The sequence below is a fragment of the Pseudomonas sp. BNK-7 genome, from assembly GCF_048072025.1.
GTDB lineage: Bacteria > Pseudomonadota > Gammaproteobacteria > Pseudomonadales > Pseudomonadaceae > Aquipseudomonas > Aquipseudomonas danubii.
This window is the reverse complement of the sequence record NZ_CP182252.1, coordinates 5,326,944-5,342,138: the sequence shown is the minus strand read 5'-3', so window position 1 is coordinate 5,342,138 and position 15,195 is coordinate 5,326,944. Positions and strand designations below refer to the sequence as shown.

At 63.7% G+C, this 15,195-nt stretch carries 11 protein-coding genes; 3 read left to right on the top strand and 8 right to left on the bottom strand.

Annotated elements, in window-relative coordinates; genetic code table 11:
• Nucleotides 1-14 precede the first annotated feature (14 nt).
• On the bottom strand, nt 15-3,605 hold the full coding sequence (locus tag ACMGF8_RS24095) for an ATP-binding protein (protein WP_416757425.1): 3,591 nt from the start codon (nt 3,603-3,605) through the stop codon (nt 15-17).
• A gap of 10 nt (nt 3,606-3,615) precedes the next feature.
• Entirely contained in the window at nt 3,616-4,239 is a 624-nt protein-coding gene (locus ACMGF8_RS24090) for a response regulator transcription factor (RefSeq protein ID WP_102864861.1), read from the bottom strand.
• 335 nt (nt 4,240-4,574) lie between these two features.
• Here ACMGF8_RS24090 and ACMGF8_RS24085 point away from each other — a divergent pair, with 335 nt between their 5' ends.
• Nucleotides 4,575-5,534 carry a fimbrial protein gene (locus ACMGF8_RS24085; RefSeq protein ID WP_416757423.1) on the top strand — a complete coding sequence of 320 codons (960 nt, stop codon included), beginning with the start codon at nt 4,575-4,577 and terminating at the stop codon, nt 5,532-5,534.
• A 144-nt stretch (nt 5,535-5,678) separates the two neighbouring features.
• Nucleotides 5,679-6,920: an EAL domain-containing protein gene (locus ACMGF8_RS24080; protein WP_305949872.1), complete on the top strand. Its 1,242-nt coding sequence runs from the start codon at nt 5,679-5,681 to the stop codon at nt 6,918-6,920.
• A 22-nt stretch (nt 6,921-6,942) separates the two neighbouring features.
• Here ACMGF8_RS24080 and ACMGF8_RS24075 read toward each other — a convergent pair whose 3' ends face one another.
• Both ACMGF8_RS24075 and ACMGF8_RS24070 read right to left on the bottom strand, forming a co-directional pair.
• The gene (locus ACMGF8_RS24075; protein ID WP_102864864.1) at nt 6,943-7,569 is read right to left on the bottom strand and encodes a response regulator transcription factor; all 627 of its coding nucleotides are present in this window, start codon (nt 7,567-7,569) and stop codon (nt 6,943-6,945) included.
• A gap of 381 nt (nt 7,570-7,950) precedes the next feature.
• Entirely contained in the window at nt 7,951-8,424 is a 474-nt protein-coding gene (locus ACMGF8_RS24070) for a hypothetical protein (protein ID WP_102864865.1), read from the bottom strand.
• Nucleotides 8,425-8,624: 200 nt separating this feature from the next.
• Here ACMGF8_RS24070 and ACMGF8_RS24065 point away from each other — a divergent pair, with 200 nt between their 5' ends.
• Complete coding sequence (locus ACMGF8_RS24065; RefSeq protein WP_102864866.1) at nt 8,625-9,530, top strand: LysR family transcriptional regulator; 906 nt, start codon at nt 8,625-8,627, stop codon at nt 9,528-9,530.
• A gap of 583 nt (nt 9,531-10,113) precedes the next feature.
• On the opposite strand, the gene ACMGF8_RS24060 is transcribed toward ACMGF8_RS24065, so the two are convergent.
• From ACMGF8_RS24060 to ACMGF8_RS24045, 4 genes are all read right to left on the bottom strand, one after another.
• The gene (locus ACMGF8_RS24060; RefSeq protein WP_416757419.1) at nt 10,114-11,472 is read right to left on the bottom strand and encodes an OprD family outer membrane porin; all 1,359 of its coding nucleotides are present in this window, start codon (nt 11,470-11,472) and stop codon (nt 10,114-10,116) included.
• Between the two features lie 116 nt (nt 11,473-11,588).
• Complete coding sequence (locus tag ACMGF8_RS24055; RefSeq protein ID WP_250330149.1) at nt 11,589-12,938, bottom strand: citrate-proton symporter; 1,350 nt, start codon at nt 12,936-12,938, stop codon at nt 11,589-11,591.
• An 87-nt stretch (nt 12,939-13,025) separates the two neighbouring features.
• Nucleotides 13,026-14,420 (bottom strand): amidase, encoded by a 1,395-nt coding sequence (locus ACMGF8_RS24050; protein ID WP_305949875.1) that lies wholly within the window; start codon nt 14,418-14,420, stop codon nt 13,026-13,028.
• A 259-nt stretch (nt 14,421-14,679) separates the two neighbouring features.
• Entirely contained in the window at nt 14,680-14,949 is a 270-nt protein-coding gene (locus ACMGF8_RS24045; RefSeq protein ID WP_102864870.1) for a hypothetical protein, read from the bottom strand.
• Between the last annotated feature and the right edge of the window lie 246 nt (nt 14,950-15,195).

The window sequence follows — 15,195 nt, the reverse complement described above, 5'->3', positions numbered from 1 at the left end:
TGGTGCGCCCTGGCTCAATGTGGCTGGGCGGAAGTGGCCAGGGTGCTGTTGAGCTGTTCCATCAGGGTCCTGACCTCCTGGCACAGATGGGCCAGGGCGTCGACGGCGGCGTTGTCCGCCAGGGCTTGCTCCAGGGTTTCGCACAAGCGCAGCAGGGCGTCGGACTGCATCATCTGCGCCGAGCTTTTCAGCTTGTGGGCCTGGCTGGCCAGGGTCTTGAAGTCGAGGCGGGCCATGGCCTCCTCCAGGGCGTGAAGGTCCTGCTGATTGCAGACGATCAGGTGGCCCAGCAGGCTGCGGCGCTTGTCCTCCGGCAGGTTGAACAGCAACAGCGCCGAACTGCCGTCTTCCACTTCCTGCGGCGTCCTGCTCTCGCTGAACAGCGGCACGTAGCGGGCCAGCATCGACACGCTCAAGGGCTTGAGCAGGCAGGCATCCATGCCGGCGGCGAGGCCGGCCTGCATGTCCTCGCCCCGGGCGCTGGCGGTGGTGCCGATGATGGTGCAGGGGGGCATGCGCATCTGCTGTTCCAGGCGGCGGATCTCTTCGGTCAGGCCGATGCCGTCCAGCTCCGGCATGTTGCAGTCGGTGATGATCAGGTCGACCTCGTTGTCCTCCCAGATGAACAGCGCCTCAAGCCCGTCGTGGGCCAGGATCGGCAGGTGGCCGAGCAGTTCGATCTGCTCCTTGAGCAGGGTCAGGCTCGGCAGGTGGTCCTCGACGATGAGGATCTTCAGGCGCCGCTGGATGGGCGCCGCCGGTTCGCTCTTGGGCAGCGCCAGTGGGGTGTCGCTGTGGGGGGCTTCTTCGGCGCAGGCGGTCAGGGTCATGGTGGTGCCCTTGCCCGGGCTGCTGTCCACCAGCAGGTCGCCATCGATGATCCGGCTCAGCGACTGGCAGATACACAGGCCGATGCCGGCGCCACTGTTGCGGTTGACGGTGACCCGGGAGAAGGGCGTGAACAGGCTGGCCATGTCGGCCGGATCGATGCCCGGGCCGGTGTCCTGCACGCTGATGGAGAAGGCGAAGCGCTGTTCGCCCAGCGCCACGCCCTGGACCCGCAGGGTGATGTCGCCACTGTCGGTGAACTTGATCGCGTTGCTCATCAGGTTAGAAAGGATCTGCTTGATCTTCAGCCGGTCCAGGCGCAATGGCAGGTCGGCGCAGGCATCGAAGTGGGTGATGATCGACAAGCCCTTGCGGGTCGCCAGGCTGTCGAAGATCCCGCGGATCGAGGTCACTATCTGCCGCAGGGTGCAGGTTTCCAGGTGCAGGCGGGTCTGCCCGGATTCGATGCTGGAGATATCCAGGATGCCCCCCAGCAGCTCCAGCAGGCTGACGGCCGCCTCGTGGGCCAATTGCAGCGATTCGAGGTTCTTGCCCTGGGGCGCCTTGCGGGTCAGTACCAGCTCCAGCATGCCGATGATGGCATTCATCGGGGTCCTGATTTCGTGGCTCATGGTGGCCAGGAAGGTCGATTTGGCGCTGTTGGCCCGGTCGGCGGCCTCCTTGGCCTGGCGCAGCTCTTCGAGGATGCGCAGGCGATCGCCGATATCCAGCCAGCCGCAGACCACGCCGAACACCTGCTGCTGATCGTCGCGCAGCGGCTGGATCCAGTGGTAGATATCCAGGCTCTGGCCGCCCAGGTGCAGGGTCTGGTCTCGGGCAATCGCGCTGCCCGATCGCACCACCTGCTCATAGTCGTGCTGCCATTGATTGACCACGGTGCGGCTGAGCAGCGCGTCGAGGACCTTGCTGTTGGTGCTGGAGGTGGCGCCGGGGACGAAGGTCTGGGCATAGGGGGTGTTGAACAGCAACAGCTCGCCGTCACGGTCACGCACGTAGATCGGGTGGGGAATGCTGTCGACGATGTTCTGGATCAGGCTCAGGCGCTCCTGCAATTGCTTGCGCACGATGGATTTCTTGAAGATCAGCTTGCGCAGGTAAAGGATCCAGATGCAGGTGGCCAGAAGCAGGACGAAGGAGGCGCTGAGCACCTGATAGACCCGCAGGGTCACCTGTTCCCAGTACTTGTTGTCGGTGGCGGCGTTGGCCCGCCAGCGTCCGGAAATGGCCGCGGTCTCGCTCGGGGAAATGCGCAGCAGGGCCTTTTCGATGATGGAAATCAGCACCTTGTTCTGCGGCTGGCTGGCGAGGCCGATCCGTGCGTTGACGCCCTTGAGCAGGCCCGAGACTTTCAGCGCGTCCTCGTATTTGTAGGACAGGTAGTAGCGGGCCTGGTTGGTGGAGGTCAGGGTGAAGTCGCTGCCGCCGTCGCGTACCCGGTTCAGGGAGTCGGCGACGTTGTCGGTGGTGTGGATCTTCAGGTGCGGGTAGTTCTGGCGGATGTGTTCCAGCAGGGCGTCGGAGGTGGGCAGGGCGATGCTCTGCTCGGGACTGTCCTTGAGGTTGAACTCCTCGGGGCCGTTGTTTCGGGTGATCAGGGTATAGGGCGTGGTGATGACCGGGCGGGTAAACAGGTACTTGCGATCCCGCGAGTCGGTTTCCGACATGATTCCCAGGTCCACTTCGCCCTTGTCGAGCAGTTCCATGGCCTTGTGCACCGAGCGGGTGCGGACGATCTCGAAGCGCAGTCCGGAGTTCAGGCGCACCAGTTCCAGAATGTCGGACATGGTGCCGCCGAACTGGCCGCTGTTGTCGAACAGCGCGTAGGGCGCGAGGTCTTCGCTGACGGCGATCCGGAAGGGCCTCTTGCTCTGCAGCAGCTGCTTTTCCTCGTTGTTGAGCACGCTGACGAATTCGTCATCGCTGCACTTGAGGGTCACCACCCACCAGTTGACCATCCGGATGATCTGGCAGCGGCTGCGCGACTGCAGTTGCTGGTTGAGGATCGAGACCAGGCGCCGGTTCTGCCCGGTGTAGGCAAAGCCGATGTAGGCCTCCAGGCCGTTGACGCTGATGTTGGTCACCAGCTGATTGTTGAAGCTCTGGTTCAGCAGGTAGTTGGTGCTGACGGTGTCGCCCAGGTAGGCCTGGGCCTGCCCCTTGAGCACGGCGGCGATGGCGTCATAGGGCGACTGGTAGTTCTTGATGGTGGCGCTGCGGAAGATCTTGAAGGTGTTCTCGTCGATGAAGCCGTCGGGGGTGGAGGAAATCTGTGCCGCGGGATCGCGCAGGTCCACGTCAAGCAGGCTGCCGGTGGTGGAATACAGGGCGATCTGGGTATAGGCGTAGGGCGAGGAGATTTGTACGCCGTACTTTTCCGCCTCCGGTTGGGTGGCGGCATCCACCAGATCGATTTCTCCCGCTTGCAGTGCCTTGAAGGCGCTCATGCGGTCCGGATAGCTGCTGATCTCGAAGCGGATGTTGAGGACTTTCTGCAGCGCCAGCAGGTTTTCCGCAAGGATGCCCTCCAGCTGTTTTTTCTCGGTGAAGATGGTCAGCGGCGGGTAGTCGGGGTAGGTCACGCCGATTCTGACCGGCTTGCGCTGGCTGAGCCAGGCCCGGTCTTGCTCGGTGACCTGGGCGGAGAACTGCAGGGCTTGTCCCCGTGACGATAACTGGAAGGGGTCGGCACCCTGGACAACGGCGGGCAGCAGGGCCGTGAACAGAGTCAGGAGTAGCGTCAGGTAGATGGGGTTCATAGGGCGCAGGTCAAAGCAGATTCATTTCTTTGGCTATGCCGGCCAGCTCTATGGTAGTGCGTACCCCCAACTTGCGAAGAATGTTGATCTTGTGTCCGCTGACCGTCTTGTTGCTCAAGTGCAGGCGTTCACCGATGGCCACATTACTCAGTCCCTGGACCAGTAGTTGCAAAACGATGATTTCCTTATTGGTGAGTCTCTGCGAAGCCGACTCGTTGTTCTGGCCGTGTTCCATGTAATGGGCCAGTACTTCCTTGGGGAAGTAAAGATAACCGTCATTGATGGTGTTGAGCCCCTTCACCAGTTCATCCATGTTGGCGCTCTTGTTGATGAAGCCCAGGGCTCCGGCTTGCATGCAGCGGGCCGCATAAGTGCTGGCCAATTGTGAGGTGAAGACCAGGGTCTTGATCTTGAGGTTTTCCGAGTGGATGCGTTGCAGCACCGACAGCCCGTCCAGGCTATCGAGGCCGATATCCAGCAGCAGGTACTCCGGGGCCAGGCTGCGGATCTTGGCGAGGGCGTCCAGGCCATCGGTTGATTCGGCAACGACCTGATAGCCATGTTGCTCCAGCGTGACTCTGATTGCCCCGCAGATAATCGGGTGATCATCCACGATCAGTACGGTTCTCGTCATGGTTTCCTCATTCTGATTCTTACTTGGAGAGTGTTTATAGCGGTATAGGATAAAGCTCCGGTTTAACATCCGAATTATACCTGCGCACCCTCTTGGACGGTTCTAAAGAGCAGTGCGCTGACGGACTTTTAAGGATGTTCTTGGTTTTCTACAAGAAGCTTCTTGGGTTTTTTGGCGGGTGCTTTTGTTAGCCTGTTGACTCTTTTAGTTGTGCTGGAAAAGAGCATCAGAGGCAGTTAATGCACGGTCGATTATTGTTTTTGCTTTGTTGCATAAGTGGCGGCGCCTGGGCCGATTGCACCGGTGGTGATACTGAAAAGTATCTGGACTTCGACATGGGCACTCAGTATGTGCCCCGTGATGCGCCCATCGGTTCGGTGATCGGCACGGCCAATGCCAGTTTCACTTACAAGCACTCCAGCGAGATTGAATGCCGCCATGGCGATCTGTGGGAGACTCGACTCAATGCCTGGCCCAGAGTGACGGGCATCACCCTGCCACCGTTCACGGGGCTGGATTTGAGCAAGGCCACCATCCTCAAGACCAATGTGCCCGGCGTCGGTGTGGTGATCAGTGCCCCCGGTCGCAGCATGACGCACTGGATCAACGTCAGCGGGGCACATCCTTTGGTCCCGTTCAAACTGAGCAATACCCAGGCCTTGCGTATCGTTGATCCGGTGGAAACCCGCTTCACCCTGATCAAAGTCAGCAATGATATTCCCATGGGCAGTTCGCAGGTCAGTAACAGCCAATCGGCAGTGGCGTTCTGGTCTGGCAACCGCCGTTTCCACAGCGTGTTCCTGCTCGCCACTGTGGTGCGCTCGGAGTGCTCCTTGGCCGGCGGCGCCAACACCTACCTCGAAGTGCCCATGGGCGAGGTCATGCGTCGCCAGTTCAACGGCAAGGACAGCCACATGGACAGCAAGGATGTGGTCATTCCCCTGACCAACTGTACGGCGGGCACCTACCCGACGGATCAGGGCTGGAACTACTACCAGAACGCCAACGCCCACCTGCGCCTGGAGGGCGTCCAGGGCTCGGCGATCCTCGACGCCCATCGGGGCATTCTCGGCCTGACGTCGGACTCCACCGCCAAGGGCGTGGCGGTGCAGGTCCTGCGCAAGGATGGCGTCACCCCCTTGACCCTGGGGCAGGAGGTATCGATGGCCCGTCTCAGCGGCAGCCAAATGAACATCGAACTCAAGGCCCGCTACATCCAGACCTCCAATTCGGCGGCAGGCCCCGAGCCGGGCAAGGCCAATGCCCGGGCGGCCTTTACCCTGACCTACAAGTAACCGCAGCGACTGGTCACACCCGCCCCTGGGGGCGGTGGGGCCGGCAAGGGCATGAACTCGGAAAGCTCTTGCTCCGATTCAGGAAGCGTCCTGAGTTCAAGCGAAGCTGTTTTGGATAGGATGATTTTTTCCGGAGCTGTCTTGATGTCGACGTTGAGCGTACTGCTGTTGTGTTCGAACGCTTTTCGGGTTCGACGCCTTTCTAGAATACTCACAGCCTCCGGGGTTGCCCGGGTTCAGGTGATCGGTCAGGAAAGCCAATGGGCGCAGTTCCCGCCCGAGCTGGATCAACTGGACCTGGTGATCTGCGATTCCCTGCAGTCGCTGACGGCCATCTACTACCTGCGCCGGCTCTGCGAGCACTACGGCTTTTTCTCGATGATCGAATGCGAGGCCCTGGATGCGCCCATCCGCTGGGGGCTGGCGAATTTCCGCGCACATTCGGGCAAGTACTGCGCCGGCAGCTACAGCGACCTGGACACCACGCAGATCAGCGGCTTGCTGCTCAAGGCCCTGACCGTCAAGCGCGCGGTGCACAAGCACACCCGCAGCAGCACCCTGGCCGCGCCGAAACGCCCCCCCGCCAGCAACGACTGGGTGGCGCAACGGGATGTGTTTCAGGCCCTGGCCGCGCAGCAGTTCATTCCCTACTTCCAGCCTCAGGTGTGCCTGCGCACCCGACGCATCACCGGTGTCGAGGTCCTGGCCCGCTGGCAGCATCCCGACAAGGGCGTGCTGGGGCCGCAATTCTTCCTCGACCTGTTCGACAGTCCGTCGCGGCATCGCCAGTTGTTCGAGTGCCTGGTGCACCAGGGGCTGCAGGTGCAACGGCAATTGCAGGGCACGCCGGGCGGCGAGGCCCTGGTGTTTTCCTACAACATCGAGGCCAGTCAATTGACCGACCCCGAGTTTGCCGCGCGGGTGTTGCAGCAGATCGACGCCGCTGGGGTGCCCAAGACTCAGGTCACCCTGGAAATCACCGAGCGCCAGGCCCTGACCCTGGACATGCAGAGCATCGAGAACATCAGCGTTCTGCTCAACAGCGGGGTACGCCTGTCCCTCGACGACTTTGGCACCGGGCATTCGTCGATCATGCGTCTGGCGGACATTCCCTTCGGCCAGATCAAGCTCGACTCGGGCTTTGTCGCCAGTGCCCTGGGGCACAAGGAAACCCGGATCATCGAGGCCCTGGTGGGGCTGGCCCGTTCGCTCGACCTGGAGTTGGTGGCCGAGGGCATCGAAACCGAGAAGCAGCGCCGGCATCTGCAGCGCCTGGGAATCGATGCGGCTCAGGGTTATCTGTTCCACAGGCCGATGAAGGGGGCGGCGCTGGCCCGGCTGCTGGCCACGGACAGCCCGCCGCTGCGGCTGATCCGTCAGGGCTAGTGCCACTGCGGGCCGGCACCGCTCACAGCAGGTCCATCTCCTTGGCGATGGTGGCCAGTTCGATGGTGGTGCGCACCCCGAGTTTCTTCAGCACATTGATCTTGTGCCCGCTGATGGTCTTGTTGCTCAGGTTGAGCTTGCTGGCGATTTCCAGGTTGCTGTAGCCGCTGGCCAGCAATTGCAGGATCACCAGTTCCTTGTTGGTCAGGTTGTTCAGTGCGTCATTGGCGGCGTGGCCGATTCCCCGGTACATCTCCAGGACTTCCTTGGGGAAATACAGATAGCCGTCGGCCAGGGCATTCAGGCCCTTGACCAGTTCCTGCAGGCCGGCGCTCTTGCTGATGAAACCCATGGCCCCGGCCTGCATGCAGCGCACGCCGTAGGTGCTGGCGCGATTGGCGGTGAATACCAGGGTCTTGACCTCCAGTTGGTCCACTGCAATGCGTTGCAGGACCGAGAGCCCATCCAGGTTGTCCAGGGAAATGTCCAGCAGCATGTAGTCCGGACGCAGCTTGTGAATCTTGTCCAGTGCGTCGAAGCCGTCGGAGGACTCGCCGATGGGCTTGTAGCCGTTCTCTTCAAGCAGCTCGCTGACCGCGGCGCAGATGATGGGATGGTCGTCGACGATAAGCACGCGTCTTTTTTTCATGGGGTCCTCGGAAGAAACCCTGGTCAGAGCTGTTAGGGCTCGTTGCGTAAAATGGGTCACTCGGCAGTCACTGCTTTTATTGTGGAAGTCATAGGCCCGATGACTCTTTTGCATGGGGTCAACGATGTTTTGCAGGGTCGCGGAGACCGCGGCGTAACCCCAAGAGAGTGAAGGCTTGGTAAACAGCGCAAGCATGTTAGTTCAGAAAAACGGGCAAAAGATTCGCGCAAGAAGCGACTGGTAAATATCCAAGACGCTTCTTGCCAGGGCGCGCGCGCAGTCTGTGAGCGCTGTACTCAAGTGGGAAGTTTGCGCAGTGTCCTCAGCCGCTCGGGGCTGAGGCTGGCGGGGCGGCAGGTCCTGGGCGCCGTTCAGTAGCTATTACGGCGCCTTGAGCATCACATAGGCTTCACCGCCACGGCGATCGTGCATGAGGATGAAGGTCTGCCCGTCGAGGGTGATCTTGGTCGGCACGCTCTGTGCCAGCGGGGTGCTGGAGAACTTGCCGGCCATGCTCAGAAACTGCTGGGTCAGCGAGCTGTCGTTCTGGCTCGGGGTGGTGATCGCGCATTCCTTGCCGGCCTGGACCTGGACCCCCAGGGTCTGGTCCTCGTTCATGCCCATCTTGGCGAAGCCGGCATCGGTGAGTTCAAGAATGCCATGGGCCCGGGCGGCGGTTTCGGCACCGGCGAAGGACGGCGCGGATTTCAGGCAGATATCGCGAAAGGCCAGGATGCCGGCGGAGGTGATGGTGGGTTCCTGCCTGATTTCCCGGGTCACGCTGGAGCAGGCGCCGAGCAGCGCCAGAGCGGCGAGAAGTGAGGCTAGGGATGCGGTGCGGGGCAGAGTGTTCATGGAAAATCCTTGCAAACGGGCCGGCCAGGGCGCGGGGAATGGTGCTTGCCGAATGAGGCGTCGGCGCTCTAGCAGGTTAGGCAGGGGCACCGTGCAGATCAATCTTTTGTGTGACATCCGCGGAGTCAGGAGCGATTGGCCAAGGGCTGGCGCAGTAATTGCGTGCCTGCTGGATCCGTTCAGCGAGGGGGCCTGTGGCCATGCAGTTACGAGCGTTGCGTTACTTCCACGAGGTGGCCCGGTGTGCCTCCCTGCGTCAGGCGGCCGAGCGCCTGTACGTGACGCCTACCGCCGTGAGCCGGCAGATCGAGCAGTTGGAGCACTTCTTTGGCACTGCGCTGATCGAGCGCGGCCCGCGGGGCATCCGCCTGACGGTGGAAGGCGAGTGCCTGGCCGAGCAGGTCAGTTCCACCTTGCGCGGCTTCGATCAGGTGCGCGACGTGATCGCCAGTCGCCAGAGCCAGGTAGCGGGTAACGTCAGCATCCATGTGTCGGAAAGTATCGTTTCCAGCGTGCTGGCGCCGGTGCTTGCGGCGTTCAACCGGGCCCATCCGAAAGTCACCTTCAACATCGTCATCGCCAGTGCCGGCGCCACCCTGGATGCCCTGTGCAGCGGCGAGGCCGATCTGGGCCTGGCCTTCTACCTGCCGGAGCGGGCCGAGGTGGACGTGACCGCCCATTGCCAGTTGTGGCACCGGGTGCTGGTCAGCGCCGAGCACCCGTTTGCCCAGTGCCCGAGCATTCGCCTGGCGGACCTGCAGGGCCAGCCCCTGGCGATTCCCGATTCGGCCTACGGCGTGCGCCAGGCCCTGGAAGGGGCGGCGAAGAAGCGCGGGGTGAGCATTCTGCCGGTGTTCACCACCAGTTCCCTGGAGGTGCAGAAAAGCCTGGCCCGCCAGCGCGCGGCGGTGCTGATCCTGCCCCAGGTGGATGCCGAGGCCCGGGACCTGGGGGATGGCCTGGTGGCGGTGCCGATCGACGACGAGTCCCTTGAGCGGATCCGCGTCGACCTGTGCGTGGTGCGCAACCGCCCCTTGTCGGTGGCCACCCTGAAATGCCAGGAAATGCTTGCCCGCGCAATGCAGCACTACGCCCTGGTCGATTGAGGTCCTGCATACATGACCCTGTAGCCGCTGCCGAGCCCGTGACGAGGCTGCGACAAGGTCCGCAGGGCCTTGCCTGGCGATCACCTGCCGACCACCCGGGCGGACTTGAAATCGTTGCGTCTGCTGCGCAGCCGTACGCAGCCTGCGGCAGCGGCTACACGATCGCCCAGGTGTGGCTGTAGCCGCTGCCGAGCCTGTGGCGAGGCTGCGACAAGGTCCGCAGGACCTTGCCTGGCGATCACCCGCCGACCACCCGGGCGGACTTGAAATCGTTGCGTCTGCTGCGCAGCCGTACGCAGCCTGCGGCAGCGGCTACACAATCGCCCTGGTGTGGCTGTAGCCGCTGCCGAGCCTGTGGCGAGGCTGCGACAAGGTCCGCAGGACCTTGCCTGGCGATCACCCGCCGACCACCACCGGGTGGATTTGAAATCGTTGCGTCTGCTGCGCAGCCGTACGCAGCCTGCGGCAGCGGCTACACAATCGCCCAGGTGTGGCTGTAGCCGCTGCCGAGCCTGTGGCGAGGCTGCGACAAGGTCCGCAGGACCTTGCCTGGCGATCTCTCGCCATCGCACCGCCCCATTTCTCAGAACAACTTGAACGGAAAGTTGCCCACCAGGCGGAACTCGTCATAGCTGCCGTCGATCTGCCCGCCGCTGGCGCGGTGGTTGTAGACGATGGTGCGCAGCACTGCATCCTTGAGCCGCCCGGATTGCACCACATACGCCAGCATCAGGCCGTTTTCGTCGTGCTTGGCGCCGTCCAGGCCGCGCACGTTGTAGCCGCGGTTGCGGCCGTTGCGATCGCCGTCGTAGTGCGTGCCATCGATGTCCCAGCCCTTGGCGTGCCACAGGCTGGCGCTCAGCCCGGGCACGCCGTAGGCGGCAAAATCCAGGTCGTAGCGCAGTTGCCAGGACTTTTCATTGGGGCCGTTGTAGTCCGAGTACAGGGAGTTGGCCATGTAGTTGCCGGTGGACTCCCAGACATAGTCGAAGTACTCGTTGCCGAACACTTGCTGCCAGGCCAGGGTCAGGCTGTGGGCCTGATGGCTGCCGGTCAGCGCCAGGCTCAGGGCGTCGTTGTCGATGTAGCCCAGGCGCTGCTGGCCCTGGTCTTGGGTGTGGTAGTAGTTGAACGCGGTCTTCAGCGCCAGCTGGCTTTTGTCCCCGGCGCGGTGGGTCAGGCCCAGGTAGTACTGGTCCCACATGTTCTCGAAGCGCGAGGCGTAGAGGCTGCCTTCCAGGCCCGGGCCGGGTTTCACGGTGGCCCCCAGGTAGCTGATGCGCTCACCGCTGTAGGCGCGGTTGCCGAAGGTGGTGGTCAGGCGCTCGCTGCCGGTGCCGGTGCGCGGGATGGCCCGGTCGAAACTACCGGCCTGCAGCGCCAGCCAGTCGGTCTCGTTGCTGTACAGGCCCACGCCCTGAAAGCTTGAGGGCAGGGCGCGGTTGTCCTTGAAACGCAGCACCGGGTTGTCGGTCATCAGGCGCCCGGCCTTGAGCTCGGTGTTGGACAGGCGCAAGCGCACATCGCCGATGCCCAGGCGGCTCCAGGTGGGCAGGGCGTCGCCGTCGCTGTCCACCAGCACCCGGTCGCCGCCATTGGCCACCCGGCCATGACCGCGCTCCAGGTTCACCGCGCTGAACAGCGCGGCATCCACGCCCAGGCCGATCAGCCCCTGGGTGTAGCCCGAGCTGTACTTGAGCATGCCGGTCTGTACCCAGGTTTCCCGCACCCGGGTGCGTTCGATGCCGTCGGGCTTCTTGATGCTCAGGTAGGTGTCGCGCTGGGTGTGCTGGTTGGAATAGTAGTGGCGCAGGTTGAGGTCCAGGTGGCTGCCCTGGATGAACCCCGGCGCCTGGTCCTGCTGGCTCGGGCGCGGGTTGTCCTGGGCGATGACGGCGCTACTGGCCGCCAGTGCCAGGGTGAACAGTACGGGCTGTTGCATGGTGCTTCCCCACAAATCAAAGGCGTCGGTCCTCCGCCCGACCGCGGTCATGCGCGGCCGGCAGGGTAGAGAAAAACGCGGTGCCGTAAAAGGGTGTCGGGCCGTGAGGCGAATGCTCAGCGGGCGCGGGCTTCTGCGAGCCGTTGGCCCGGGTGGCTGCGCCCGGGTGATTGCGGGCGGGTTTCCTTGGCGAACCAGGCCGCGGTCAGGCACACCAGGTTGGCCACCAACAGGTAGCCCACTGGCGACATCGGGTTGCCGGTGGTGCCGATCAGCCAGGTGATGATGATCTGCGCGGTACCGCCGAAGGCCGCCACGCCAAAGGCGTAGACGATGGAGAAACCGGTGGAGCGCACCGCCTTGGGAAAGCTCTCCACCAGCAGCACGATCAGCGCCGCGCCGCTCATGCCGTGCAGGCCGGAGAGCACCGCCAGGGTCAGCAGGAAAGTCGTCGGGCTGGGGTGTTCGGTCATCAGTTGCAAGGCCGGGAACAGCACCAGCAACAGCACCACTCTTGGCGCCATGAGGATGGTGCGGCGGCCGAAACGGTCGCAGAGCATGCCGCCGGCAATTGCGCACACCGCCATCGCCGCGCCGGCCACCAGGGTCGAGAGCATGGAGATGCTGGTGGGCAGCTTGAGCTCGGTGAGGGCGAAGGTGGTCATGTAGTTGATGAAGTACTGGGTGATGGTGCTGCCGGAGAGAATCAGCAACCCCAGCACCAGGGCCCGGCGGTGCTCGCCGAACACCTGGCGCACCAGGCTGCCGGTGCTGGCCTCTTCGCCCTGGCCGTGGAAGGTTTCCGCCAGGTTGCGGCGGATGTAGATGCCGATCGGCAGCACCAGCAGGCCGAACACGAAGGGCACGCGCCAGCCCCAGCTGTTGAGGTCCTCAGGCGATAGCACCTGGGTCAGGGTGTAGCCCACGGTGCCGGCGGCCATGGCGGCCACGCCCTGGGCCACCACCTGCCAGCAGGCGTAGGTGCCGCGCTTGTGCGGCGGCGCGGCTTCGAGGATGTAGGTGGTGGCGGGGCCGGCCTCGCCGCCCCAGGCCAGGCCCTGGATCAGCCGGGTGATTACCAGCAGGATCGGCGCGGCGATGCCGATGCTCTCGTAGCTGGGCAGGATGGCGATGCTGCCGGTACCCACGGCCATCATCACCAGGGTCAGGAGCATCGCCGGCTTGCGTCCGACCCGGTCGGCGTAGGCGCCGATCAGCACCGCCCCCAGGGGCCGCACGATAAAGCCGACGCCGAAGGCGGTGACCGACAGCATCAGGCTGACGAAGGCACTGTCGGAGGGAAAGAAGGTGTGGCCAATCATCACCGCGAAGGTGGCGTAGACCCCGAAATCGAAGAACTCCACGGCGTTGCCGAGGATCACCGCGAACACGCTGCGCTTGCCCCCCGCCGCGTTGGGCGTTTCGGGCTCGGGTGTGGCGGATGGATTGGACGCTTGGCTGTGCATACTGGCCCCTCGAATTTTTATTCATAGGTTGCCCAGGCCCCGGGCGGCAAGGCCCGGAGCTGGGGTGAAGGTGGCAGTTTCGGTGTGTCAGTGAGACGGCGGATTCGGCCAGCTGTGGATTGCTCCGCGCCAGCTCTCATAGGTCTTGGCCACTTGCAGCAGCCATTGATCGGCAAAGCGCGGGGCGATCATCTGCAGGCCGATGGGCAGGCCATCGGCGGCGAAACCGCAGTTGATCGACAGCGCCGGTTGTTCGCCCATGTTCCAGGGCAGGGTGAAGACGATGTGCTCGAACGGTTGCTGCGGGTCGTTGCTCGGCGACGGCCACTGCGCGGGAAAACTGTTGACCTGGTTGGTCGGCGACAGCACCAGGTCGAACTCGCTGAACACCTGGGCGGCGCGGCGGCGCATCTCGAAGGTCTGGTTGAAGCCCTGCACCGCCTCGACCCCGGACAGCTCGGCCCCCGGCGCCGCCCAGTCGCGGATATAGGGCAGCACCTTGGCAAACTGCTCGGCGCCCAGGGCCGAGAGTTCCGCCCATTGCCGGGCGCGCCAGAAGCGGTCCAGGCCGTCCAGTTGCGCGCGATCCATGATCGGCGCCAGGGTGCGCACCTGGGCGCCGTGGCTTTCGAACCATTTCGCAGCACGCTCCACCGCCTCACAGACAAAACCTTCCGGCTGCAGCCCGGCGCCGGGCTCCAGCATCAGGCCGATCTTCAGGCCGTTGACCGACACCGGTTCATCGCTCCAGTCGCCGGTCAAGGGCGGCAGGCTGGTGGCATCGCGGGCGTCGGGCTTGGCCAGGTAGCGCATCAGCAGCACCGTGTCCTCGACACTGCGGGTCATGGGCCCGGCGCAACGCCCGGTGTAATACGGATCGATGGGAATCCGCCCCAGGGTCGGCTTGAACCCCACCAGAGCGCACCAGGCGGCCGGCAGGCGCACCGAGCCGCCGATGTCGGTGCCGATGTGCAGCGGCCCGTAACCGGCGGCCGCTGCGGCCGCGGCCCCGGAACTGGAGCCACCGGTATTGCAGGCAGTGTTCCAGGGATTGCGGGTAATGCCGTGGAAGCTCGACAGCCCCGAAGACAACATGCCGAAATCCGGCACCGTGGTCTTGGCCAGGATGATCGCCCCGGCCTCACGCATCCGCGCGGCCGGTGGCGCATCCTGCAGGGCCGGCTTCAGGGCGGTGGCCGCGCTGCCCAGGGGAATCGGCGTGCCTTGGGTGGCGATCAGTTCCTTGATCGTCACTGGAATCCCGTCCAGCGGGCCGTTGGGGGCGCCCTTGTTCCAGCGCTCGGTGGCGGCCCGGGCCAGCAGGCGTACCTGCTCCGGATCGAAGGCATAGAGCGCCCGGATATGCGGCTCCCAGCGCCCGATATGGGCCAGCAGATGGTCGTAGTAGTCCAGGGGCGAGAGCTGGCGGCTGGCGAACTGCGCCAGCAACTGGGCGGTGGATAGATCGTGCAAATCAGTCATCGAACGCATCCTTGTGTCGGGCGTCAGTCGGGTTGCTGATGACCCGACTGTAGCGCTTGAACCTTAGCCCAACCATCACAAAGGACGCAGCGTGGTGTTGCGTTTTTGTGAGCACTGCGGCGGCGTATTGCTCGGCCTGATTGGAATGCGGCCTCACCCAATCGAGACGTTCTGTGGGAGCGGGCTTGCCTGCGAAGGGGGCCGAAAGGTCTACACATGGCTCCCGCTCCTCTTCGCCGGCAAGCCCGCTCCTACCGGTTCAGCGGGTCTGCGCTTGCAGCTGGCGGCCCAGCACATCCAGCACATCGCAGCCATCGCGCAGCGGGATGGCGCAGATCAGCGCCAGCTCTTGCAGCACCACCGCATCGCCGGGGATGTCGGGGCGGGTAGCGAAGTTTTCCAGCAGTTGAGTGACGGCGCGGATGCGATAGGCGGCTGCTTCGTACAGCACATCGGCAGGGGCCTGGGTATCGATCAGCAGGGAAGGAATGGTGCAGTCGTGGCCGGTGATCGGCATGTATCTGTTCATAAGTAACGCCTCGGTCGGTTGAGAGCGCCACTGGATCGTCGCCAAACGAAAGGTGGCAGCTGTACGCAGGTTGGCGAACCGGGACCGGGGAGCCGGCAGACCCGAAGGTCTCCCGCGTACAGCCGCCATATAGGCAGCGTTACGGATGCGAAAAGCCCTGCAAACAAGCACAGGGCTCTCGCACACGGTCATCGGGTCGCCAAACCCGTTCGTCATCAGGACGACCCGGGACTATAGGCATGCACT

Excerpts from the sequence above, each read along its gene's own strand:
- ACMGF8_RS24075 (WP_102864864.1), bottom strand. The coding sequence starts at position 7,569 with ATGAAAAAAAGACGCGTGCTTATCGTCGACGACCATCCCATCATCTGC.
- ACMGF8_RS24080 (WP_305949872.1), top strand. The coding sequence starts at position 5,679 with ATGTCGACGTTGAGCGTACTGCTGTTGTGTTCGAACGCTTTTCGGGTT.
- ACMGF8_RS24045 (WP_102864870.1), bottom strand. The coding sequence starts at position 14,949 with ATGAACAGATACATGCCGATCACCGGCCACGACTGCACCATTCCTTCC.
- ACMGF8_RS24095 (WP_416757425.1), bottom strand. The coding sequence starts at position 3,605 with ATGAACCCCATCTACCTGACGCTACTCCTGACTCTGTTCACGGCCCTG.
- ACMGF8_RS24060 (WP_416757419.1), bottom strand. The coding sequence starts at position 11,472 with ATGCAACAGCCCGTACTGTTCACCCTGGCACTGGCGGCCAGTAGCGCC.
- ACMGF8_RS24090 (WP_102864861.1), bottom strand. The coding sequence starts at position 4,239 with ATGACGAGAACCGTACTGATCGTGGATGATCACCCGATTATCTGCGGG.
- ACMGF8_RS24055 (WP_250330149.1), bottom strand. The coding sequence starts at position 12,938 with ATGCACAGCCAAGCGTCCAATCCATCCGCCACACCCGAGCCCGAAACG.
- ACMGF8_RS24065 (WP_102864866.1), top strand. The coding sequence starts at position 8,625 with ATGCAGTTACGAGCGTTGCGTTACTTCCACGAGGTGGCCCGGTGTGCC.
- ACMGF8_RS24070 (WP_102864865.1), bottom strand. The coding sequence starts at position 8,424 with ATGAACACTCTGCCCCGCACCGCATCCCTAGCCTCACTTCTCGCCGCT.
- ACMGF8_RS24085 (WP_416757423.1), top strand. The coding sequence starts at position 4,575 with ATGGGCACTCAGTATGTGCCCCGTGATGCGCCCATCGGTTCGGTGATC.
- ACMGF8_RS24050 (WP_305949875.1), bottom strand. The coding sequence starts at position 14,420 with ATGACTGATTTGCACGATCTATCCACCGCCCAGTTGCTGGCGCAGTTC.